Consider the following 23132-nt stretch of genomic DNA (forward strand, 5'->3'; position numbering starts at 1 on the left):
ATGCACCGCTAGATTATGGTGTGTCTTTAGCCGAAATGAAGCGCGATCCGGCGATTATGCGGCGCGTCGCGATGTTCGAACAGATAAACGCCCTGCCAGGTGCCCAGCATCGGCACACCGCCCGAGACCGGGATTTGCAGGCTGACCGGCAACAGCGCCGCCTTGATATGGGCGGGCATGTCGTCGGGCCCCTCATAGGTATGGCGCAAGTAAGACATCGACGGGTGGTTCGAGGGCGGCACCAACCGGTGAAAGAAGGCTTTCAGATCAGATTGCACCTCGGGATCGGCATTCTCCTGGATCAGCAGCGAACAGGAGGTATGGCACACGAACAGGGTCAGCACCCCGTCGCCGTCACCGGTCAAGGCGGCACGCACCTGCCCCGTCACCTCATAAAGGCCCTGGCCCCGCGTCTCGATCTGTAGGTCCCGGATCACCGGCGCTTGCGCCTCTGTCAGAAGCGTCCCCCGACCGTGAACGGTCGCGCATAGCTGCAGCGCGTGTTCGCCTGGGTGACGGACATGTTGTCGCCGACCTGCAGCCCGGCGCTGAAGGTCTTGTTGACCGGCGTGATCCCCAGCGCCGCGGGATCAAGCGTGAAGCGCACCGCCGAGCGCCGGTCAGTGGTCACACTCTGGCTGATCGGGCTTGCCACATAGACGCGATCGGTCCAGGCCGCGCCCAGCTTGCGCCGCGCATAGTCAGAGGCCCCGCACCAGTAGCCGTCAAAAGCGCCACCAGCGCTCAGGATCACCTCGAACTCGTTGGCGTTGACCGGGTTCACCCGTGGGCCATAGGGGGACACAAAGGCGTATTTCGGCGCTTCCCCGGTTTCGATGTCACATGCAGAGGCCAGCAACAACGCCGCCAGGGCGAAACATCTCTTCATAATAAACTCCTTACAATCGATCCTTGGTTGAAGGATAGCCGGGAAAACAACCTGAGCACAGTGTCTCATCTTGAAATGTTGCATGACATGGTGACAAACTGGCTGACCTTCTTCCCATCCTTTCGGAAAATGTTATCGACCTCACCGCAACGCTAAAACCTAAGCCCATTGCCGCTTAGTTCATGCCGAACGGAAATTGTCCGCACCGCGTATTCGCCAGTTGGACCGTCACGTTTGCCCCCGGCTGAAACCCGAATCCCGGCTCTTTGGTCTGCAGACCTGTCGCTTTCGGATCAAGCGTGAACTGGACTGAGGTCGGGCGACCTGTGGTGACGCTTCGGGCATAACCCCGTTCAACATAGAGCTTCTGACGCCAATCCGCCCCAAGGCGCCGCACGGCGTATTCCGACGCGGCGCACCAGATACGGTCCGTGCTGGCCGCGCCCCTTGGAATGGCTTCGAAAACGGCTGAATCGACCTGATTGATGTTCACACGGTCAAAGACGAAATCCGGGGATTGTCCCAACGCCAGGGCGGCGTGCGCGCAAAGGGTAAAAGCCGTGGTAAGAAGGGGCGTTTTCATGGCGAAACATCCTGTCTGATTTGATCTTACCTATAGATAGGTGTGTCGCGCCGCACGGAAACGGCACGTCACATGCTTGTCAGCGACTTTGTCCAGCGTCACAAAAACCCGCCGGAAAACCAGCGGGTTCAAGGGCTTGTCGATGTGATCTGTGCTTACTGATCCAGGAAAGACCGCAGCTTGCGCGACCGGCTGGGGTGTTTCAGCTTGCGCAGCGCCTTGGCTTCGATCTGCCGGATACGTTCGCGGGTCACGCTGAACTGCTGACCGACTTCCTCCAGCGTGTGGTCGGTGTTCATACCGATCCCGAACCGCATCCGCAGAACCCGTTCCTCGCGCGGGGTGAGCGAGGCCAGCACGCGGGTGGTGGTTTCCTTGAGGTTTTCCTGAATGGCGCTGTCCAGCGGCAGCACGGCATTCTTGTCCTCGATGAAATCGCCCAACTGGCTGTCTTCCTCGTCGCCGATCGGCGTCTCAAGGCTGATCGGTTCCTTGGCGATTTTCATCACCTTGCGGACCTTCTCAAGCGGCATCTGCAGCTTTTCGGCCAGTTCTTCCGGCGTCGGCTCGCGCCCGATTTCATGCAGCATCTGGCGACCGGTGCGGACCAGCTTGTTGATCGTCTCGATCATGTGGACCGGGATACGGATGGTGCGGGCCTGATCGGCGATGGAGCGGGTGATCGCCTGACGAATCCACCAGGTCGCATAGGTCGAGAATTTATAGCCGCGGCGGTATTCGAACTTGTCCACCGCCTTCATCAGGCCGATATTACCTTCCTGAATCAGATCAAGGAATTGCAGACCACGGTTGGTGTATTTCTTGGCGATCGAGATCACCAGACGCAGATTGGCCTCAACCATTTCCTTCTTGGCCTGGCGGGCTTCTTTTTCACCCTTCTGGACCTGCTGGACGATGCGGCGGAATTCGCTGATGTCCAGACCGACATACTGGCCCACCTGCGCCATGTCGGCGCGCAGTTCCTCGACCTTGTCGGTCGAGCGTTCGATGAACATCTGCCAACCCCGGCCCGGTTTTTCGGCCATCTCGGTCAGCCAGTTCGGATCAAGCTCGCGCCCGCGATAGGCATCGATGAACTCGCGGCGGTTGATGCGGGCCTGATCGGCCAGCTTCACCATCGCGCTGTCCAGCGACATCACCCGGCGGTTGATGCCATAGAGCTGGTCGATCAACGCCTCGATCCGGTTGTTATGCAGGTGCAGCCCGTTCACCAATTCAACGATCTCGGAGCGCAGCGCCTGATAGATGTCCTCGTCCTTGGTGCTGAACGATCCGTCCTCGTTCAGCGTCGCCGAAATCCGGTTGTCCTGCATCTCGCTGAGCTGGGCATAATCTGATGAGATCCGCTCCAGCGTGGTCAGGACCTGATCCTTCAGGGCCGCTTCCATCGCGGCCAGCGACATGTTGGCCTGATCATCCTCGTCGTCATCGTCGTCCTGCGCGATCGGGTTGCCATCGGCATCCAGTTCCGGCCCCTGATCGGTATTGGCCGGTTTCGCCGCATCCACAGGCGCCGCAGCAGGCGCGACAACGGGTTCGACGGTTTCTTCCTCGTCACCCAGCTGGTTACCGAACGTGGTTTCAAGGTCGATCACGTCGCGCAGCAGAATGTCTTCGGACAGAAGTTCGTCATGCCAGATGGTGATCGCCTGAAAGGTCAGCGGGCTTTCGCACAGCCCTGCGATCATCGTGTTGCGCCCGGCCTCGATCCGCTTGGCGATGGCGATCTCGCCCTCACGGCTGAGCAGTTCGACGGACCCCATCTCGCGCAGATACATGCGGACCGGGTCGTCGGTGCGGTCCAGCTTTTCGGTGGCAGCACTGGCCAGCGTGACCTCGCGCGCGCCCTCGGTGGTGACCAGATCGGTCGAGCCTTTCTGCTCTTCCTCTTCGGCCTCTTCATCCTCGATGATATTGATGCCCATTTCCGAGAGCATCGACATCACATCCTCGATCTGCTCCGAGCTGACCTGATCGGGCGGCAGCACCTGATTGAGCTGATCGTAGGTGATGTATCCCTTTTCGCGGGCCTCGGCGATCATCTTCTTGATCGCGGCCTGGCTCATGTCCAGCGATGTTTCAGGTTCCTGTTCGTCGGGCTTGCGGTCGTCGTTGGTGTCTTTGGCGGCCATTCAATGCTCCTGCAGGGCTGGGTGATTCGGCTGAAACGAATCATTAGCGCGAAGATCTGATTCGGCCACCCGTTTACCCTCTTTTTTCTACGTGTTCCTTAGCAAAACGCCCCTAACGGCGTTTTCGTTCAAAGTTGATTCCCGAAACGATGGCATCCAGAGCGTCCCGTTCGTCCCGTTTGATTCGCGCGCCATTGTCTGCCACGTCAAAGATCGCCTTGTCCTCGTTCTGCGAGCGGCTGGCACGATTATGCTCTTCGGCGGCCTGCGCCACGCGCCAGGTTACCGCCTCGTCTTCGAGTTCGGCAATCTCTTCGCGTGCTTCGGCCATCTCGGCGGTCAGCCCACGCAGCGCGGTGAGTTTTGCGAGTTCTTCGGCCAGGGTCATCTCGGCCAGTTCAACATCGCCGGGTCGGCGCACGCAGGGGCTGATGGCCACATGGCGAAGCCGGTGCAGGTTTTCAAGGGCCTCGGGGCCAAGTGCCTCGTAAATTCGGTCCGACAGTTGTTCCGGCGCATCTATCGCGTGGCGCAGGACCTGATCGCGCAGCGCCGCGTAATCGGGATCGCGGCATTCCATCTCTTCGATCTGCGCCTCGAACTGGACCACGATTTGCGGCGTTGCGATGGCGGCGGCCAGAATGACAGCCTCGCGCATCTGGATCTGGCTCTGCTCCCCCTGCGAGGCCAGCAGCGAGGCGCGGGTCTGCGGCAGCGGCGTCGGCCTGGGTGGTTGCCATTTGCCGCGCGGCTGCCAGTTGCCCTGTTTCGGCTTGCGCTGAGGACGGAACAACTCCCAGCGCAGGTCCTTGATCTCCTGCCCGTAATGGCTGCGGATCGAAGGGTCACGGATCAGTTTGATCTTTTCGCGCAACGCCTTGTCCAGCGCCGCCTTGCGTTCGGGGCTGTCAAACACCTTGCCCTCGGTCTCGCGCTGCCAGAGCAGGCGCACCATCGGCATCGCCTGATCGAGTACCGCCTGCACTGCCGCAGGCCCCTCTGCCCGGATCAGATCGTCGGGGTCCTTGCCCTCGGGCATCAGCGCAAACCGCAGGGATTTTCCCGCCTCCAGCAGCGGCAAGGCCAGGTCGATCACCCGCATCGCTGCGCGTAACCCGGCGGTGTCACCATCCAGCGCGAGGATCGGTTCGTCCGCAATGCGCCAGAGCAGTTGCAACTGGTGCTCGGTCACCGCGGTGCCCAGCGGCGCGACCGATGCGCCAAAGCCGCCCTCGGCCAGCGCGATCACATCCATATAGCCCTCGGCCACGATCAACGGCTGGCCCTTGCCCGCCGCCGTGCGCGCTGGCCCTTGGTTATACAGGCTGCGGCCCTTGTCGAACAATTCAGTCTCGGGCGAGTTCAGGTATTTGGCGTTGTCATTGGGGTCCATCGCGCGACCGCCGAACGCAATGCAGCGCCCGCGCGCATCGCGGATCGGGAACATGATGCGATTGCGGAAGGTGTCATAGGGCTTGCCGCTCTTGGTCGAGGGTTTGGCCAGCCCGGCACCAAAGATCAGCTCTTCCTCGACGCTCTTGCCGCGCAGGTGGTCCCAGAGCCCTTGCCAGCCATCGGGGGCAAAGCCGATCTCCCACCGTTCGGCCGAGGCACCGTCCAGCCCGCGTCGCTTGAGATAATCGCGCGCCGCCGTGCCCGCCCCGCTCCGTAGTTGCAGGCCGAAGAATTGCACCGCCTGCTCCATCACCTCGGCCAGTTGCGTGCGTCGGTCCTGCTTTTCCTGCGCACGCGGGTCGCGTTCGGGCATCGGCATCCCGGCCTCGCGCGCAAGGATTTCGACCGCTTCCATGAACGAGACATTCTCGGTCTCTTTCACAAAACTGATCGCGTCGCCCTTGGCGTGGCAGCCGAAGCAGTAATAGAACCCCTTGCGGTCATCCACATGGAACGAGGCGGTTTTCTCGTGGTGGAACGGGCAAGGTGCCCACATGTCGCCCTTGCCCTGATTGGATTTGCGCGCGTCCCACATGACCTTGCGGCCCACCACCTGTGACAGGCTGGCGCGGCTGCGCAATTCATCCAGGAAGCCGGGCGGCAGCGACATATCAGTTCTTCAACTGTTTCTGCATCTTCTGGATCTTATCCCAGTTCTCCAGACATTGGACCTGCAATTGCGCACCCAGATCGGTCTTGCGCAGATCGCGTTTCTTTTGGCTGTAGACCCAAGGCACAAATTGCGGGATCGCGGCGCTGTATTTCGCTGGCCATGTCGGGTTGCTGGCCGCGATCGTCGCCGCCACATCCGCCTCTTTCACCCGATCCAGCCGCGCCTTCTGGATCGCCTGGATGACCTGCGCCTGATACCCGCAGCTTTGCTCTTTGGTTTCCTTGGCCAGAGCTTGCGTGGCCAGAACAGGTGTCGCCAGCAACGCGGCAACAAACACATAGCGGATCATCAGGGTACTCCGGAATCAGTTGAGACCCGGCAAGACTACCCGCGCGCCGCGACACCTTCCATCGCCGTTTTGAGGTCATGTACCAATGAGGCCGCCATGGAGCGGAATACAAGCATCACGAATCCGTTGTCATCCACCCGCGAGATCGAGGCGTTCAGGTGGAAAATCTGGCTGCGGATCGTATGCCCGCGCTTGAAGTGCTCCCGGCGCAGATCGACCGGCACCAGACGGGCCAGCACATCCTCGGCGCCGTCTCCCTCAAGCCGGACAGCGGCCCAACCATCAGACAGATCGGCGATGGCGGCATGGGCGCGCAGGCTCTGGTCGGGCTCCGGTCCCATCAGCAGGGCCTGATCACGGCCAAACCAGATTGCGCGCGCCCCCGCCTTGCCGGTCACCCGGTTGGGCGCGGGGAACGCCACGCCATGGGCCGAGTGCAAGGTCTGCGACAGCGCGTCCGACTGCCCCCTGTAGGGCGCAAGCGAGGTCAGGTGCCCGACCTCTTCCTCGCGCAAGGTGACCTGGCCGATGCAGAGCGGAAGAAGCCCCTCACAGGGGGACGTTGCCAAAAGTTCAACCACGCATCCGCCCTCCGTCCGGGTCGAAGAAAACCGGATCCACCACTTCGCAGAGCGTTTCGACCCCGCGCAGGTGATCCATCATCCTGACCACTTCGCCATGTCTTTCCCGGCCGTTTTTCAGGAACCCAAGCCCCAGCATTGTGCCCAGCGTGGGCGAAAAACAAACCGAGGTCAGATAACCCTGATCGTTCTGCCGCACCGGCTGATCCTCTTCGCGATAAAGATGCGCGCCCGCCAGCAGTTCGCGGCTTTCACCCACCGGTTTCACGCCCACCAACTGCTCGCGGCTGTCGTCGCACAGGCCGGGGCGCTGGGACATGGTCTTGCCGATGCAATCCTTCTTGGCCGAAACCATGCGCCACATGCCAACGTCGAACGCAGTGACCCGCCCGTGGATTTCGGCATGGGTGATGAAGCCCTTCTCGATGCGCAGCACGTTCAGCGCCTCCATGCCATACAGCCCGCCGCCCTCAGCCTCGGCCGCCTTGGTCAGCGCGTCGAAGAGGCTGGCGCCAAAGCGGGCAGGCACGGCAATTTCATAGGCCTGCTCGCCCGAAAACGAGATCCGGAAAAGCCGCCCCTCGACATCGCCGATACGCACCGAACCGCAGGCCATGAACGGCCAGTTCTCATCCGCGAGGGTCTGGCCCAGAACGGCCTCAAGAATCGCGCGCGATTTCGGCCCGGCCACGGCAAATTGCGCCCAGTGTTCCGTGACCGAGGTGAACCGCAGATCCAGATCGGGCCACAGCCCCTGATGCACGAAATCCAGATGCCGCATCACCTCGCCCGCCGCTGCCGTGGTGGTGGTCATCAGATAATGATGCTCGCCCAGTCGCGCGGTGGTGCCGTCATCCATCACATGCCCGTCCTCGCGCAGCATCAAACCATAGCGCACGCAGCCCGGTTTCAGGGTCGAGAACATGTTGGTGTAGACAAAATCCAGAAACGCGCCCGCATCCGGCCCCTGTATGTCGATCTTGCCCAGTGTCGAGACATCGCAGACACCAACCGCCTCGCGCACCATCCGCACTTCGCGATCACAGGATTGCCGCCAGGTGGTCTCACCGGGCTGCGGGAAATAGCTGGGCCGGTACCAGAGCCCGGCCTCCACCATCGGCGCGTTGCGCGCGGTGAGCGCCTGATGCGAGGTGGTGAAGCGTTGCGGGGCAAAGCCCATCCCTTCGCCGCCCGCGCCCAGCGCGGCAATGGCCGTGGGCGTATAGGGCGGGCGGAAGGTGGTTGTGCCGGTCTCGGGGATGGCGCGCCCGGTGGCATCCGCCAGCACCGCCAAAGCGGCCACGTTCGAGCTTTTGCCCTGATCGGTCGCCATGCCCTGCGTGGTATAGCGCTTCATGTGCTCGACCGAGCGGAAGTTTTCGGTGGCAGCCTGTTTGACATCCTTGACGGTGACGTCGTTCTGAAAGTCGAGCCAGGCCCGCCCGCGTCCCGGCACCGCCCAGAGCGGCGACAGGGTGTAGGCGTCGTCCTCGGCAGCCGGGATCGGTGCGTCGGCAGGTTTGATCCCCAGATCACCCAGAGCCGCAAGCGCCGCCTCGACCCCTTCGCGCAGACAGGCGGCAGTCGAAAAGGCGCCGTTGCAGGCCCCCGCCGCGCGCAGGCCCGGCACCGCGTCCGGTGCCGGCACAAAACCGGCAATGTCACGCCGCCAGTCCGGGCGGGCATTCATGTGACAGGTCAGATGCACCGAGGTGTTCCAGCCGCCGGTCACGGCAAGACAATCGGCCTGAATCCGATCCATTCCGCTGGCGCGGCGCAAAGTGACCGCCTCCAGCCCCTTGCGCCCCGAGGTGTCGCAGACCTGCGCACCACGATAGACCTTGTAGTCATCCGACAAGGGCGCATCGTGGCGGCTGTCGATCACCGCCGCGACATGGGCGCCCGCCTGCAGCAGGTCACGCGCGGTGCGGTGAATGCCGTCATTGTTGCCAAAGATCGCCACCCGCTTGCCCGCAGCAACCCCCCAGCGGTTCAGATAGGCCCGCACGGCCCCCGCCATCATGATGCCGGGCCGGTCATTGTTGCGAAAGGCGATGGGCCGCTCGAGCGCGCCCGCCGCCAGCACCGTGCGTTTCGCCACGATCCGCCAGAAGGTTTCGAGCACCGCACCAGAGGGCCGCTGACCGATATGGTGCGACACCCGTTCCAAGGCCGAGAACGTGCCCTGATCATAGGCCCCGGTCACGGTGGTGCGCGTCATCAGCCGCACATTGGGCAGCGCGCGCAACTCCTCCAGCGCCGAATCAACCCAGAGGGCACCCGGCTGCCCGTCCACTGCAAGCGTTTCGGCCAGCAGGCGACCGCCCATCCTGGCATCTTCATCGGCGAGAATGACATCGGCCCCGGCGCGGCCAGCCACCAGCGCCGCCATCAGGCCGGCAGGGCCCGCTCCGATCACCAGCAGGTCGCAGAAGGCATAGGCTTTTTCATAGCGGTCGGTATTGGCCGCACCTGACAGCGCACCCAGCCCCGCCGCACGCCGGATCACCGGCTCATAGAGTTTCTCCCAGAAACGGCGCGGCCACATGAAGGTTTTGTAATAGAACCCAGCCCCCAGAAATGGCGCGGCAAGATCGTTCACCGCCATCAGGTCGAGATCGAGCGACGGCCAGCGGTTCTGGCTGCGGGCGGCAAGCCCCGGATAGATCTCCTGCACCGTGGCGCGGATATTGGGCTCCTGAGCGCCGCCATCGCCCAGCGTGACCAGCGCGTTGGGTTCCTCGCTGCCCGCCGTCAGCACGCCGCGTGGACGGTGGTATTTGAAGGACCGCCCCATCAAACGCACGCTGTTGGCCAAAAGGGCCGAGGCCAGCGTGTCGCCCTCGAAACCGGAATACGCCCGGCCATCGAAGGTGAACGGCACCGGTTTGTCCCTGTCGATCAACCCCTTGCCCGCAACCCTCATGAGCGCGCCTGCGACGCAAGCTCGGTTTTCAGCACCGCATGGGTCACCGTGTTTCGGGTCACCACCAGCCAGGCACCGCAGCCGCCCTCGTGATACCAGAGGTCGCGGGTCTCGCCCGCCGGGTTGTCGTGTAGATAGACAAAGCTGTCCCAGGCCTTCTCGCCCGCATCGGGCGCGGGGCGGTCCAGATCAACCGCCGCGCCGCGATAGTAGAACTCGCGCCGGTCGCGCTCGCCGCAATGCGGGCAGGTGATCCTCATGGCGCTATCCCCTGTGTGCTGGTCCTGAACATTCCCAAATCCGGCTTGCGCCAGTCCCTAGTGCAGATTGTGCTGAGAGCCCTTGCCCTCTTCGTCGATGATCCCGCGCCCGGTGCGGAACCGGTCCAGCCGGAACCCGGTGGCGTTTTCATGGTAATTGCCGGTCGCGATGAGATGGGCAAAGACATTGCCCGAGCCCGGCACCGCCTTGAAGCCACCGTAGTTCCAGCCGCAATTCAGGTAGAGCCCCTGCGTGTCGGTCCGGTCGATGATCGGAGAGCCATCGGGCGACATGTCCATGATCCCGCCCCAGCTGCGCAGGACTTTCGCCTTGCCGATCATCGGCATCAGGGTCACCCCCGCCTCCATCACATGTTCGACCGTAGGCAGGTTGCCGCGCGCGGCATAAGAGGCGTAGAAATCCAGATCGCCGCCAAAGACCAGCCCGCCCTTGTCGGACTGGCTGATATAGAAATGGCCCATGCCGAAGGTCACCACATGGTCGATGCAGGGTTTCAGCCCCTCGGTCACAAAGGCCTGCAGCACATGGCTTTCGATCGGCAGGCGCATGCCCGCCATCGCCGCCACCTGCCCCGACCGGCCCGCCGCGACCATCGCGACCTTTTTGGCCCGGATCGGACCGCGCGTGGTCTGCACGCCGGTCACCGCGCCGTTTGCGATGTCGATGCCGGTGACTTCGCAATTCTGGATCAGATCGACACCGCGCTGATCCGCGCCACGCGCATACCCCCAGGCCACCGCGTCATGCCGTGCTGTGCCGCCGCGCGGATGGTAGAGCCCGCCATATATCGGGAAGCGTGCGCTGTCGTAGTTGAGATAGGGCAGCATATTGCGCAGATCATCGCGCCCCAGCAGGATCGCGTCATCGCCCTGGCTGATCATCATGTTGCCCCGCCGCGCCGCCTCGTCGCGCTGCCCGTCCGAGTGGAACAGGTTGATGACGCCGCGCTGCGAATGCATCACGTTGTAGTTCAGGTCCTCTTCCAGCCCCTCCCACAGCTTCAGCGAATGGGAATAGAATTCGGAATTGCCCGGCAGGAAGTAGTTGGCGCGCACGATGGTGGTATTGCGCCCGACATTGCCGCCGCCGATATAGCCCTTCTCGAGCACGGCGATATTGGTCAGCCCGTGCTCGCTGGCAAGGTAATAGGCGGTGCTCAGCCCGTGCCCGCCACCGCCGATGATAAGGATGTCGTATTCGGCTTTGGGTTCGGGATCGCGCCAATGCGGCGTCCAGCCCTTGTTGCCGGTCAGCCCCTCTTTCAGGACCCGCAGCCCGGAAAACCGCATCTGTCACCCTCCCCGTCGGCGCAATGAGGCGCTCATGTTCAGGACTATAGGCGGATCGGATTCAAACCTAAGCGGTTTGCGACAAAATCATGTCAAAGGCCGATCGCATGGCTTTTCATGTGCGCGGCGCAAGCTCGGGTGGGACGACCGGTTTTCCGGCGGCATCAAAGAACGGCGATTCGCGGTCTCTTGCTTTGAACCCCGCCTTGAAATGCCGCCACAGGATCGACATCACCAATCCCTTCATGCCCCGCGCCTTCACACCCGCCGCAGCAGCGGTTTCGCCGACATTGACCACGGCGGTGGGTGCCCCCATCACCTGCGCCATCTCGCCATCCTTGTATCCGGCCAGCAGTGTGCCCACAAAGCGCAGCTTCGGCCCGCCCGTATTGGCAAGCGGCGTGTTGCAGCATTTTGCGTACCAGCGATAGGTTCCCTTCGGCGTCAGCCGCAGGCAGGCGAGGTTTTCAACGCCCTTGGTCAGCTCCAGCCGGGCCGGAAGGGTCTGATAGATCGCGGTTCCGCCATTCTCATCCAGGATGTGATCGGCGCCAAGATGGCGGGCAAAGGCCTGACAGTCCTTGCAATAGCAGTCAACGCGCGCTCCGTTTCGCGGTGAGACCCCGCGTACGACACCGCGCAGCTTGCCACATGCGCAACCAAATGCCAGATCCCTGCCCGCCATGAAGGGTCAAAGCCCCTTGGCCCGATAACTGGCCGCGACCTTTTCGATCGAGACGATATAGGCCGCCGTGCGCAAGTCTTCGATATCGGCCCGGTCATGCCAGACATCGCGCATCGACTGGTAGGCGATCCGCATCGTGTCATCGAGACCCGAGCGCACCAGTTCCAACTCTCCCGCACCGCGCAGATATTTGTCCTTGAAGTCCGGAGACATCGACCATTTGTCGCCCAGGTAATCGTCGAGCCGCTGCAACTCGTCGATCACCAACTGGTGGCGCGCCTCTTCCTGACGACGTTGCATCCGGCCAAAGCGGATATGGCTGAGGTTCTTGACCCATTCGAAATAGGACACGGTCACACCACCGGCGTTTGCATACATGTCGGGAATGATGATGCAACCCTTCTTGCGCAGCACCTCGTCCGCGCCCGCCGTGACCGGGCCATTGGCCGCTTCGATAATCAGCGGCGCCTTGATGCGCTCGGCATTGCCGAGGTTGATCACCCCCTCAAGCGCCGCGGGAATAAGAATGTCGCACTCTTCCTCGAGCAACACCGCGCCATCCTCCACATGGGTGGCATCGGGGAAACCGGTGACGCCGCCATGTTTGACGATCCAGTTGCGCACGCCTTCCACGTCGAGCCCGTCAGCGCTGTATATCCCGCCGTCACGCTCGATGATGCCGATGATCTTGGAGCCGTCCTCTTCAGCGAGGAACTTGGCGGCGTGAAAACCCACATTGCCCAGCCCCTGTACAATCACACGTTTGCCATCAAGCGAGCCGGTCATCCCGGCCTTTTCCATGCCGCGCGTGTCGCGGAAAAACTCACGCAGCGCGTATTGCACGCCACGCCCGGTGGCCTCAGTCCGGCCCTGGATGCCGCCCGCATTGATCGGCTTGCCGGTGACACAGGCGCGACCGTTGATATCGGTGGTGTTCATCCGCATGTACTGGTCCGCGATCCAGGCCATCTCGCGCTCGCCGGTGCCCATGTCCGGGGCCGGCACGTTCTGCGAGGGATGGATCAGGTCGCGCTTGGCCAACTCATAGGCGAAACGGCGGGTGATCTGTTCCAGCTCATGTTCGTCATACTGGCGCGGATCAATGCACAAGCCCCCCTTCGAGCCACCAAACGGTGCCTCGACCAGCGCGCATTTGTAGGTCATCAGCGCTGCAAGCGCCTCGACCTCGTCCTGATTGACCGAGGGCGCATAGCGGATACCACCCTTTACCGGTTCCATATGTTCGGAATGCACCGAGCGATAGCCGACGAAGGTCTGGATCTGACCGCGAAGCCGCACGCCAAACCGGACCGTGTAGGTGGCGTTGCAAACCCGTATCTTTTCCTCAAGCCCCGGCGGCAGGTCCATCAGGGCGACCGCCCTGTTGAACATCAGATCCACACTCTCACGAAAACTGGGTTCGTTCCTTGGGCTCATAGTGGTCCTCCCTGACCTTCTGCGACTCGAAATACACACCGAGTGTTGTTGCCACCTTAAGCAGGTTCTCCACAGCTATGCGACATTTTTGAGCATCCCGGTAACGTCTCCTTCAGGCCTCTGACCCGAATCGGCCGGTCTTGGGGCCGCAATGTGGCACTGTCGCCCTGCGGGAAACAGAAGCCCGGATGCGCGCGAAAGTGTCCCCGAAAAACCCCTATTCATCTATGTTTAGGGCGGGTTTTGCCCCATTGTCGCCATGTTCACAGCGCATCTAGGATAGTCGAAGTAAGTCTGAAGTATGGCTTCGGAATTGGATCATCAGGTCCGGGGGATAGAGGTGTAGTATGCGCAATCATGTTACCAAACCGCACGTATGGGGGCGTCGTGCGGTCAAAGAAATTCAAGAACGCGGCAGGTTATTTCTGTCGGATGACACGGGAACCATGACGATTTTCTCGTGTTACGTTTTCCTGATAATCATCACTTTGGGTGGGATCGGCGTCGACGTGATGCGCCACGAGCGCGACCGGGCGCGCCTGCAGGGTGTTCTGGACCGGGCCGTGCTGGCCGCCGCCGACCTTGATCAGACCCAGGACCCCAAGGACGTGGTCATGGATTACCTGACCAAGGAGGGGCTGCAGGATTATATCGACCGGGACACCGACATCATCGTCACCCCGGAACGCTCGGGCGAAGAGAATATCGGCCCGCTGGGTTACCGGATCGTCGAAGCAACGGCCCGGTCCAGCTTCCCGACACAGTTCATGCATCTGTCGGGCATCGAAACATTGAACGTTGAGGCCCACAGCGTCGCCGAAGAACGGATCGGCGAGGTCGAGATCTCGCTGGTACTGGACGTTTCGGGGTCGATGAACAGCTATAACCGGCTGGTCGATCTGAAGGTTGCGGCGAAGAACTTCGTCAACCAGATGTCGGCGAATACTCGTGACGGTGATCTTTCGATCTCGATCGTTCCTTATGCGACACAAGTATCCTTTCCCGACAGCGTGCTGCCTTATCTGAACCTGACCGGACAGAACGAGCATGCCAACTGCCTCAACTTTTCGGATGACGAGTTCCTGACGACATCGATGGACCTGTCACGCGAGCGCGAGCGCACGCTTCATATGAGCCCCTGGAACTTCTCCAGCAACTCATATTCGTATGACAAGCGGTCGCAAGGCCAGCGTGTGCACTATGAGATGTGCGACGATGGCGTTCGTTTCGAACATCCGCACTACGAGACCGACGCCAGCGTCTCGCGCAACAATCGCGAGATATTGCTGTTCCAGAAAGACCCAAACGAGATCAACTCCTATATCGACGATCTGACGGCTTGGGGTAACACATCGATCGATCTGGGATTGAAATGGGGCGCGGCCCTGCTTGATGACAGCACCTCCGACATGATCTCCGGCATGGCCGACGGATCCGAGACTGCCACGATCCCCAGCGATTTTGCAGATCGGCCTTCGTCCTACAACAGCGGCGACGCCATGAAAGTGCTGGTGTTGATGACCGATGGGGCCAATACCTATCAGGGTGCGATCAAAGCCCCCTACCGGGAAGGACCGTCGACTATTTGGTGGAATGCCCAGGAAGAGGTCTATTCCAGCTACAACGAGGCCACCAACAAGTATTTCTGGCATCATGAGGGCATCTGGCAAGACCATGCCTATGGCGCACAGCCCGGGTCGGAGTTCGACGTGCAAGTCCGCACTCGCGTCTGCAATGGGTACGGGTGCTGGTACGAATATCAGACTCAAACCAAAGAAGAGGGTGGAAACGCGACGCGGCTTGATTACGTCGAGCTTTGGGAACAAACAACCGTTCGCTTCGTGCGCAACCTTCTTGATGACTGGATGGGCGGTTCGGGCGCGAACAACTGGTACAACTCGGTTGTCGACTGGACCTACAACAACACCAAGGACCAGCGCGTCAGAGCGATGTGCGATCTGGTAAAAGGCCCTGAGCGTGGCGTTTACATCTACAGTATTTCGTTCGAAGCTGAGCCCGCCGGGGCAACGTTGCTGGATTACTGCGCAAGCTCGGACAATCATTTCTACAAAGTCGGTGACGCATCCAATGAGGTGACGATAGACGAAGCCTTCTCGTCCATCGGATCGTCGATCCGCAAGCTGAGGTTGACACAATGAGACCTGGTTTCCTGAAACGCCTTCGCCGCTTCGGCAAAAATGAAAGCGGCACCGCGACGGTCGAATTCGTCATTGTCGTTCCCGCCGTCATCTTCCTGATCGCGTCTGGTGCGGAAATGGCGATGTTGAACATCCATCACGGAATGCTGGAGCGGGCCGTGGACACAACTGTGCGCGACATCCGGCTCAGCACCGGCGCCACATTCGAACATGAGGATGTCAAGCAGACCATCTGCGAACGGGCGCAGTTCATCAATGATTGCGAAAGCAGTCTGAAGCTGGAACTGATCCCTGCGGATCCGCGTGAAACGATGACCATCAAGGAAGGGACCGTTTGCGAAGACCGCATCGAACCAATCAGCCCGCAGTACAGATTCACCAATGGTCAAAGCAACGAATTGATGGTGATGCACGCCTGTGCCTATATCGATCCGATCTTGCCATTTAGCCACCTTGGTGCTGCCCTGTCCGACAATGTAGAAGGCAAATACCAACTGTTTGCGACAACCGCCTTTGTGCAGGAGCCTCAGTAAACCCATGGTACGTTTTATTGCACCCAGACTTAAGCGCTTCTCGAAAGAAGAAAACGGCGTGATTGCGATCGAAACCCTCATGATGCTGCCCTTGCTGTTTTGGGCCTTTCTGGCGGTTTTCACCTTCCTCGACGCCTATCGAAGCAGCGCGATGAACCTCAAGGCCGCCTTTACGATCGGCGATCTGGTTTCGCGCGAAACCGAGGTAATCAACAACACCTATATCGACTCGATGGCCACACTGTTCACCCTGATGGTCCAGTCCGAATCGGGAAGCCGTGTCCGCATCAGCGTCGTGCGTTACGACGAAGATACTGACGGGTATTATCTGGACTGGTCGGCAAATCGCGGGTTTGCTAATCCGATGGATGACAGCCAGCTTGCGGAAATCCGCGATCGCCTGCCGATCATGCCGGATGAGGAACGGGTCATTCTGGTCGAGACATCCAACACCTATGTTCCGCCCTTCGCGGTTGGTGTGAATATCACCGACATAGATAACCTTGTGTTCACCCGGCCCCGCTTCACCGGGCTGGTGCGGGCAGAGCTCTAGTCCCGCCCCGCCATCAGGGTGGCGATGGCCTCGGCCATGAACCTGCCCTGAGAGCCGGGTGTGACCCCGCCGATACCGATACGGCGTCCCAGACGCCACCAAAGCCCCGGTTGCCAGCTACGGCCACCGGGGTTTTTCGTGCGCAACAGAAACCCGTTTGACGGTTTGAAGGCAAACGCGCCGCGATCCAGCCCCTCGATATCGGCAATCTCGGCGATCACATCTCCGGCACTGCTGCGCAGGTGGGTTGCGGTCAGTTCGATCCGATGTTCCGTCGCCCGGTAAAGGCGCAGCGCCAACCAGACCGATACCCCCCCTGCCCCGATCAGAAACAGCTGCCAGCCCAGCGCGGGCGGCGTTGCAAGCGCGACATAAAACAGCAAAGCCCCCAGAGCGCCCAGCATAAAAATCGCCAACCAGCGCCGGGGCGCAGATGCCTCAACCACCGCCAAAACCTCATCCGACATGCTGCGCCTCCGCCTGCTCCGCCCGTCTGCCTACCGCATCGCACAGCCAGCGAACAGGGGGGATTGCCCGGCCTTCCCCTCCCCGCTAGCCTGACCGCATGGTCTACCCTTCCAATCGCGACGACTTGACCCGGCCAAGTGATGCCGCCGCCGGGATCGAGGTGACGGACGCCTTCGAACGCTTCAGCCAGCGCAACGACATCTTCACGCGCGCGATGTGGGACGAGCGGGTCAAATCCAAACACAGCGAGGGGTTCTTCAACTCCTACCGGATGGACGCGACGCCGCGCCGGGGTGATGGGTTTTCGCAGCGCGACTTTGCCCTGCGCAATGCGGCCTGGCTGATCTCGGACGTGATGACCAACCGCCATGCCGATCAGGGACGGCGCGAGGGGTTTCAGGCCACAATCAGCGATGACACCCCGGTTGCACCAAAGGCGCTCGAGATCGACGATCCGGACAGAATGTCGTCGGAAATCAAGCGGGTGGCCGCCTTTTTTGGCGCTGATCTCTGTGGCGTCACCGAGCTGGACGCGCGCTGGCTTTACACCGCGCGCGTCGATACCCGAGACATGAGCGCGGCACCCTCGGACCTGCCCGAAGGCATGACCTCGGTGATCGTGCTGGGGCATGAGATGGACAAGGATCTGGTCGCCACCTACCCCTCGGCGCTGGCCGGGGCGGCGACGGGCCGGGAATATAGTCATGAGGCGGCGGTGGTGATGCAGGTGGCGGGGTATATCCGCAATCTGGGCTACCGGGCGGTGGCCTCGATGAACGACACTGCGCTGGTGATCCCTTATGCGATCAAGGCAGGCTTGGGTGAATATGCCCGCAACCAGATGGTGATCACGCCGGAGTTCGGCCCACGCCTGCGGTTTTCTAAGATCTTCACCGACCTGCCGCTGACCCATGACCTGCCGCGCCCACTGGGCGTGCGCTCCTTTTGCGACATCTGCACCAAATGTGCCGATGCCTGCCCGGTCAAGGCCCTGCCTTACGGTCCACCATCGACAGAAACGGCCAATGTCTCGGCGATCAAAGGTGTGCGCAAATGGACCTCGGATGCCGAAAAGTGCTTTGCCTTCTGGGCCAAGCTTTCCACCGATTGTGCGATCTGCATGCGGGTCTGCCCGTTCAACCGGGACTATGCGCGCCTGCGCGACCGGCTCTGGCTGAAACTGGCGCTGTCGCCCCTGCGCAGGCTTGCGCTCTGGCTTGACCGTAAACGCGGCGGGCGGGTCAAGCCAAGCGAGTGGTGGAAAGAATAAGATTAACTTTTCCACCTAAATATATAATATATAACACTATACATCCTTCTTGCATCAACTGAACGCAGGTTTCCCCGGCGATATTGCGCAAAATTGCACAGCCTCCGTTTGGCCTGCGGCAATTGTCCTGCCGGGTGAAACCCATAGATTTGCCCAAACCGACGTTTCAGGAGACGGGATATGTCCCTCAGACCCACTATCGAAATCCGCAAAGCCATGCCGCATGTCGAAGGAGCCGGTGTGAAACTGCACCGTGCCTTTGGCTTTCAGGACCCCAGCGAGCTGGACCCGTTCCTGCTGTTCGACGATTTCCGCAATGACACCCCCGAGGATTACCTGCGTGGCTTTCCATGGCATCCCCATCGCGGGATCGAGACGATCACCTATGTGCTGTCTGGCAGTGTCGAACATGGCGACTCGCTGGGAAATACCGGCACGCTGGGCGCGGGAGATGTGCAATGGATGACCGCAGGATCAGGGATCATGCATCAGGAGATGCCGCAGGGCAACGCGGCGGGCCAGATGCATGGCTTTCAGCTCTGGGGCAACCTGCCCGCCAGCCAGAAGATGACCGCGCCGCGCTATCAGGACGTGGCCTCGGCCGAGATTCCCGAAGTGATCGACGATGACGGCACACAGGTGAAAGTGATCGTAGGGTCGTTCTGGGGTAATAAGGGCCCGGTGGACGGGATCGCCGCCGATCCGCAGTATCTCGACATCCGGGTGCCTGCGGGGGTGCGCAAGACCTTCCGAATCGACACCTACCGACGCGCTTTTGCCTATGTCTTCGAGGGTCAGGCGGCGTTTGCCGATGCCTCCGCCCCCAGCGGTGTGCTGCTGGAAAAAGAAGTGGCGGGTGAAGAGGTCAATATCCGTGACATGTCCGGCGACCGCACGCTGGTGCGCTTCGGCACCGGCGATGAGATCACGGTACAGGCCGGTCCCGACGGCGTGCGGTTCCTGCTGATTTCGGGCGCACCGATTGCCGAACCGGTGGCCTGGCACGGGCCGATCGTGATGAACACGCAGGCCGAGTTGCAGCAGGCAATGCGCGACCTTAGAAACGGGACGTTTATCCGCCCGGCCCACTGAAAGCGGCGCATCCATGCTAGAATGGCCTCCATTCAGAAGAGGGAGGCCATCATGATCATCCGCATATTCCGCGCCGTCATCTATGAGAAACGCGTCGACGAGTTCCGCACATTCCTGACCCAAACCGCGCTGCCCCTGATGCGCGCGCAATCAGGGCTGGTTTCGATCACTGCCGGCCTGCCCCGGCCCGAATCCCCAAACGAGTTCTGTCTGGTGATGGTGTGGGATTCAGTGGCCTCACTGGCCGCATTCGCCGGAGAGGATTGGCAGAAACCACATGTCATGCCGGAAGAGGAAGGCATCGTGCGTGACCGCTTCCTGCATCATTTTGACATGGCGTAGCCGTCAGGCGGCCACTGCCTTGCGCACCATCGACCAATAGACTGCCTCGACCTCGTCCAGCGACAGTCGCCCGCCGCTGCGATACCAGGTGTTGACCCCGTTCAGCATGGCAATGACCCCCAGCGTGGCCAGCTTGGTATCGGGCACCGAGAACACCTCCGCCGCGCTGCCATCGCGCAGGATGTTTTCCAGATCGCGTTCATAGTTGCCGCGCAACTCTTCGATGCGGGCAAAGTTCTCCGGCGTGAGGTTGCGCAGTTCCATATAGGCGATGAACACCGCGTCGGGCCGTTCCAGATGAAAGCGGATGTGGAACCGGACGAAATCGCGCAATCGTGCCTCTGGATCGCCCTGGCCCGCCTGCCTGCGCCGTGTGTCCAGCAGCGTTTCCATATGGTCTTGCATCAGCCGGAACAGCAGCGTCTGCTTGTCGGGAATGTAGTTATAAAGCGCCCCGGCCTGCACCCCCACCTGCGCCGCGATCTGGCGCATCGAGACGGCGGCATAACCATGCTGGGCAAAAAGCTTCAGCGCCGCAGTCTGAATGCGCGGGCCGGTGATGTCGGAATGCGAACCTTGGGTACGTGCCATGGCGGCAGGCTATATGAACGCGTGTTCAGATAAAACCCCGCTTGCACATGGGACCGCGCCGTTGCATCACCAAGATGTGGAAGGATGTAAGTGCATGACGGGACGAGTTCTTGTGTTGATCGGGGCGGGGCTGCTGGCAGTGACCGCCTGTACCAATGTGCCCGAGCTTGAAGACGAACTGAGCCCGCAACTGCGCGACAGCAGATATCCCAAACTCATCCCGCTGGAGGACGCGCTTGGCCCCCCGGTCGACCCGCAGACCGAAGCCCGGGAAATCGAGGATGAGCTGGAGGCGCGGGCCGCCGCCCTGCAGAACCGCGCGCGGCAATTGCAGGCCCCTCGGCCCGATGATGGCGCAACCACCCCGGACAGTACAGAATAAGCCGCCGCGCTGCATTGCACCGGCCCGGTGAACCCGCTAAGGCACGGTCGCAAGCGATATGCCGCAGCCAAAGCGCGGCCAATACGAGCAGAAAGGACCGGTGAGACATGGCGCAGCCGCTGCGGTTGGGAATTGCAGGTTTGGGAACCGTCGGTACCGGGGTCGTCAAGATCATCCGCCGTCAGGCCGACCTTCTGGAAAAACGCACCGGACGTCGGATCGAGATCACCGCCGTGTCGGCCCGCGACGCGAACAAGGATCGCGGTGTGTCCCTGTCCTCCTACGCGTGGGAGACTGATCCGGTGGCGCTGGCCAAGCGCGAGGATGTCGACATTTTTGTCGAGCTGATGGGCGGCTCGGAAGGCTCCGCCAAAGACGCGACCGAGGCGGCGCTGGCCGCTGGCAAGGATGTGGTCACCGCCAACAAGGCGCTGCTGGCCATCCATGGTCAGGCGCTTGCCGAACGGGCTGAGGCCTCGGGTCACGTGATCCGCTTCGAGGCGGCTGTGGCGGGCGGCATCCCGGTGATCAAGGCGCTCACCGAAGGGCTGGCAGGCAATCAGATCACCCGCGTCATGGGGGTGATGAACGGAACGTGCAACTATATCCTGACCCGGATGGAGGCCGACGGGTTGGGCTATAACGCGCTGTTCGAGGAAGCCGGGCGGCTGGGCTATCTGGAGGCCGACCCCAATCTGGACGTGGGCGGTATCGATGCCGGGCACAAGCTGGCGCTGCTGGCCTCGATCGCCTTCGGAACCAAACCGAATTTTGAGGACGTGGTGCTGGAAGGCATCCAGCGGATCAGCCTGGATGATATTCATCAGGCCGCCGATATGGGGTTCCGCATCAAGCTTTTGGGTGTCGCCCGGCGCACCGCGCGCGGGCTGGAACAGCGCATGCAGCCCTGTCTGGTCCCCGCCCATTCGCCGCTGGGTCAGCTCGAAGGCGGCACCAACATGGTGGTGATAGAGGGCGACGCGGTCGAGCAGATCGTGCTGCGCGGCCCCGGCGCGGGCGAAGGCCCCACCGCCAGCGCCGTTGTCGGCGATATCTGCGATCTGGCGCGCGGGTTGCGCATCTCGACCTTCGGGCAGCCCGCAACCACGCTGGAGGCCGCACAACCGGCCCGCACCGGCCTGCCCGCGCCCTATTACCTGCGCATGGCGCTGCTGGACAAACCCGGCGCGCTGGCCAAGGTGGCGGCGATCCTGGGCGATGCCGGTGTCTCGATCGACCGGATGCGCCAATATGGCCATAGCGACGCCAAGGCACCGGTGCTGATCGTGACCCACAAAACCACGCGCGCCGCCCTGGATGACGCGCTCGACGCGTTTGACCAAACCGATGTCATCGCCGGTCAGCCGGTGGCGCTGAGGATCGAAGAGGTCTGAGCCAGCAGCAGGGGATTTGCCCCTGCCCCGCCAATTCTCTTGCCGTGGCCTTGCCCGTCGCGCTATGCCCGAAACACCCGTTCAAATGACCAAAGGACTTTGCAATGAGCCCCGCCAAATATGATTTCAATGACCGGATGCTGTCGCTCGGGCTTGCCCGCGTGGCCGAACAGGCGGCGCTGGCCTCGGCCTCGCTTGTGGGACGGGGCGACGAAAAAGCGGCCGACCAGGCGGCAGTGAACGCCATGCGCGAACAGCTGAACCTGCTTGATATCGCCGGTGTCGTGGTGATCGGCGAAGGCGAGCGCGACGAGGCGCCAATGCTCTTTATCGGCGAAGAGGTCGGCACCGGCGACGGCCCCGGTGTCGACATCGCGCTGGACCCGCTGGAAGGCACCACGCTGACCGCCAAGGACATGCCCAACGCGCTGACCGTGATCGCCATGGGGCCGCGCGGTTCGATGCTGCACGCGCCTGACGTCTATATGGACAAGCTGGCTGTTGGGCCGGGCTTCCCCGAGGGCGTCGTCTCGCTGGACATGAGCCCGGCGGAACGGGTCGAGGCGCTGGCCAAGGCCAAGGGCTGCACTGCCGCAGACATCACCGTCTGCATTCTGGAACGCCCCCGTCACGAGGCGATGATCGCCGAAGTGCGCGACACCGGCGCGTCGATCCGGCTGATCACCGATGGCGATGTGGCCGGTGTGATGCATTGCGCCGAAAGCGAAACCACCGGCATCGACATGTATATGGGCCAGGGTGGCGCGCCCGAAGGCGTGCTGGCGGCGGCTGCGCTGAAATGCATGGGCGGTCAGATCTTTGGCCGTCTGGTGTTCCGCAACGACGACGAAAAAGGCCGCGCCGCCAAGGCCGGGATCACCGATCTGGACCGTATCTATGACCGCGACGAGATGGTGACGGCGGATGTGATCTTTGCCGCCACCGGCGTCACCGGCGGCTCGCTGCTGCCGCGCATCAAGCGCCAGCCTGGCTGGGTTGAAACGACGACGCTGCTGATGCGCTCCAAAACCGGTTCGGTGCGCCGCATGTCCTACCGGACCCCGCTGGACTCGCATCAATAACCGCGCACTCAGCGCCGCATTCGC

The 23132-nt window shown here is 61.8% G+C and carries 23 protein-coding genes; 9 read left to right on the forward strand and 14 right to left on the reverse strand.

Features of this window, described 5'->3' with window-relative positions:
- Positions 1-26: 26 nt before the first annotated feature.
- The 12 genes from M3P21_RS14530 to M3P21_RS14585 form a co-directional block, all read right to left on the reverse strand.
- Positions 27-437: a secondary thiamine-phosphate synthase enzyme YjbQ gene (locus tag M3P21_RS14530; protein WP_249710898.1), complete on the reverse strand. Its 411-nt coding sequence runs from the start codon at positions 435-437 to the stop codon at positions 27-29.
- A 17-nt stretch (positions 438-454) separates the two neighbouring features.
- Entirely contained in the window at positions 455-889 is a 435-nt protein-coding gene (locus M3P21_RS14535; RefSeq protein ID WP_249710900.1) for a hypothetical protein, read from the reverse strand.
- A 175-nt stretch (positions 890-1064) separates the two neighbouring features.
- A complete protein-coding gene (locus M3P21_RS14540; RefSeq protein ID WP_249710901.1) occupies positions 1065-1472 on the reverse strand; it encodes a hypothetical protein in 408 nt (135 codons plus the stop codon).
- A gap of 155 nt (positions 1473-1627) precedes the next feature.
- Complete coding sequence (gene rpoD / locus M3P21_RS14545; RefSeq protein ID WP_249710903.1) at positions 1628-3625, reverse strand: RNA polymerase sigma factor RpoD; 1998 nt, start codon at positions 3623-3625, stop codon at positions 1628-1630.
- A gap of 112 nt (positions 3626-3737) precedes the next feature.
- Positions 3738-5690, reverse strand: a complete 1953-nt coding sequence (gene dnaG / locus M3P21_RS14550; protein WP_249710906.1) for a DNA primase — start codon at positions 5688-5690, stop codon at positions 3738-3740.
- A gap of 1 nt (position 5691) precedes the next feature.
- Entirely contained in the window at positions 5692-6042 is a 351-nt protein-coding gene (locus M3P21_RS14555; RefSeq protein ID WP_249710908.1) for a hypothetical protein, read from the reverse strand.
- Positions 6043-6077: 35 nt separating this feature from the next.
- The gene (locus M3P21_RS14560) at positions 6078-6623 is read right to left on the reverse strand and encodes a sarcosine oxidase subunit gamma (RefSeq protein ID WP_249710911.1); all 546 of its coding nucleotides are present in this window, start codon (positions 6621-6623) and stop codon (positions 6078-6080) included.
- Complete coding sequence (locus tag M3P21_RS14565) at positions 6616-9549, reverse strand: sarcosine oxidase subunit alpha family protein (protein WP_249710913.1); 2934 nt, start codon at positions 9547-9549, stop codon at positions 6616-6618. The genes M3P21_RS14560 and M3P21_RS14565 overlap by 8 nt, the downstream gene beginning before the upstream one ends.
- Positions 9546-9809, reverse strand: a complete 264-nt coding sequence (locus M3P21_RS14570) for a sarcosine oxidase subunit delta (protein WP_249710915.1) — start codon at positions 9807-9809, stop codon at positions 9546-9548. The genes M3P21_RS14565 and M3P21_RS14570 overlap by 4 nt, the downstream gene beginning before the upstream one ends.
- Before the next feature lie 57 nt (positions 9810-9866).
- On the reverse strand, positions 9867-11120 hold the full coding sequence (locus tag M3P21_RS14575; protein WP_249710919.1) for a sarcosine oxidase subunit beta family protein: 1254 nt from the start codon (positions 11118-11120) through the stop codon (positions 9867-9869).
- A 115-nt stretch (positions 11121-11235) separates the two neighbouring features.
- Positions 11236-11805: a DUF6151 family protein gene (locus tag M3P21_RS14580; protein WP_249710921.1), complete on the reverse strand. Its 570-nt coding sequence runs from the start codon at positions 11803-11805 to the stop codon at positions 11236-11238.
- Positions 11806-11811: 6 nt separating this feature from the next.
- Positions 11812-13242, reverse strand: a complete 1431-nt coding sequence (locus M3P21_RS14585; protein WP_249710924.1) for a Glu/Leu/Phe/Val family dehydrogenase — start codon at positions 13240-13242, stop codon at positions 11812-11814.
- A gap of 446 nt (positions 13243-13688) precedes the next feature.
- Here M3P21_RS14585 and M3P21_RS14590 point away from each other — a divergent pair, with 446 nt between their 5' ends.
- From M3P21_RS14590 to M3P21_RS14600, 3 genes are read left to right on the forward strand one after another with little or no spacing between them, the layout of a single operon-like run.
- Positions 13689-15401: a pilus assembly protein TadG-related protein gene (locus M3P21_RS14590; protein WP_249710926.1), complete on the forward strand. Its 1713-nt coding sequence runs from the start codon at positions 13689-13691 to the stop codon at positions 15399-15401.
- Entirely contained in the window at positions 15398-15934 is a 537-nt protein-coding gene (locus tag M3P21_RS14595) for a TadE/TadG family type IV pilus assembly protein (protein ID WP_249710928.1), read from the forward strand. Before M3P21_RS14590 ends, M3P21_RS14595 begins: the two co-directional genes overlap by 4 nt.
- Positions 15935-15938: 4 nt before the next feature.
- On the forward strand, positions 15939-16487 hold the full coding sequence (locus M3P21_RS14600; protein WP_249710930.1) for a TadE/TadG family type IV pilus assembly protein: 549 nt from the start codon (positions 15939-15941) through the stop codon (positions 16485-16487).
- Here the strand turns inward: M3P21_RS14600 and M3P21_RS14605 are convergent.
- On the reverse strand, positions 16484-16954 hold the full coding sequence (locus M3P21_RS14605; protein ID WP_249710932.1) for a hypothetical protein: 471 nt from the start codon (positions 16952-16954) through the stop codon (positions 16484-16486). The genes M3P21_RS14600 and M3P21_RS14605 overlap by 4 nt on opposite strands.
- A gap of 98 nt (positions 16955-17052) precedes the next feature.
- On the opposite strand from M3P21_RS14605, the gene M3P21_RS14610 reads away from it, so the two are divergent.
- From M3P21_RS14610 to M3P21_RS14620, 3 genes are all read left to right on the forward strand, one after another.
- Positions 17053-18225, forward strand: coding sequence for a 4Fe-4S double cluster binding domain-containing protein (locus tag M3P21_RS14610; RefSeq protein WP_249710933.1), 1173 nt, complete (start codon positions 17053-17055; stop codon positions 18223-18225).
- 180 nt (positions 18226-18405) lie between these two features.
- Positions 18406-19317, forward strand: coding sequence for a pirin family protein (locus tag M3P21_RS14615; protein WP_249710935.1), 912 nt, complete (start codon positions 18406-18408; stop codon positions 19315-19317).
- Positions 19318-19368: 51 nt separating this feature from the next.
- Entirely contained in the window at positions 19369-19659 is a 291-nt protein-coding gene (locus M3P21_RS14620; protein WP_249710937.1) for an antibiotic biosynthesis monooxygenase, read from the forward strand.
- A 3-nt stretch (positions 19660-19662) separates the two neighbouring features.
- Here the strand turns inward: M3P21_RS14620 and M3P21_RS14625 are convergent, their stop codons facing one another.
- Positions 19663-20250, reverse strand: a complete 588-nt coding sequence (locus M3P21_RS14625; protein WP_249710938.1) for a TetR/AcrR family transcriptional regulator — start codon at positions 20248-20250, stop codon at positions 19663-19665.
- A 94-nt stretch (positions 20251-20344) separates the two neighbouring features.
- Here M3P21_RS14625 and M3P21_RS14630 point away from each other — a divergent pair, with 94 nt between their 5' ends.
- The 3 genes from M3P21_RS14630 (at position 20345) to glpX (ending at position 23108) form a co-directional block, all read left to right on the forward strand.
- Entirely contained in the window at positions 20345-20632 is a 288-nt protein-coding gene (locus M3P21_RS14630; RefSeq protein ID WP_249710940.1) for a hypothetical protein, read from the forward strand.
- Positions 20633-20739: 107 nt separating this feature from the next.
- Positions 20740-22026 (forward strand): homoserine dehydrogenase, encoded by a 1287-nt coding sequence (locus M3P21_RS14635; RefSeq protein ID WP_249710943.1) that lies wholly within the window; start codon positions 20740-20742, stop codon positions 22024-22026.
- A gap of 104 nt (positions 22027-22130) precedes the next feature.
- A complete protein-coding gene (glpX, locus tag M3P21_RS14640; RefSeq protein ID WP_249710945.1) occupies positions 22131-23108 on the forward strand; it encodes a class II fructose-bisphosphatase in 978 nt (325 codons plus the stop codon).
- Positions 23109-23132: the final 24 nt, after the last annotated feature.

It is taken from the genome of Ruegeria spongiae, from assembly GCF_023502395.1.
In the GTDB taxonomy this organism is placed as follows: domain Bacteria; phylum Pseudomonadota; class Alphaproteobacteria; order Rhodobacterales; family Rhodobacteraceae; genus Ruegeria_C; species Ruegeria_C spongiae.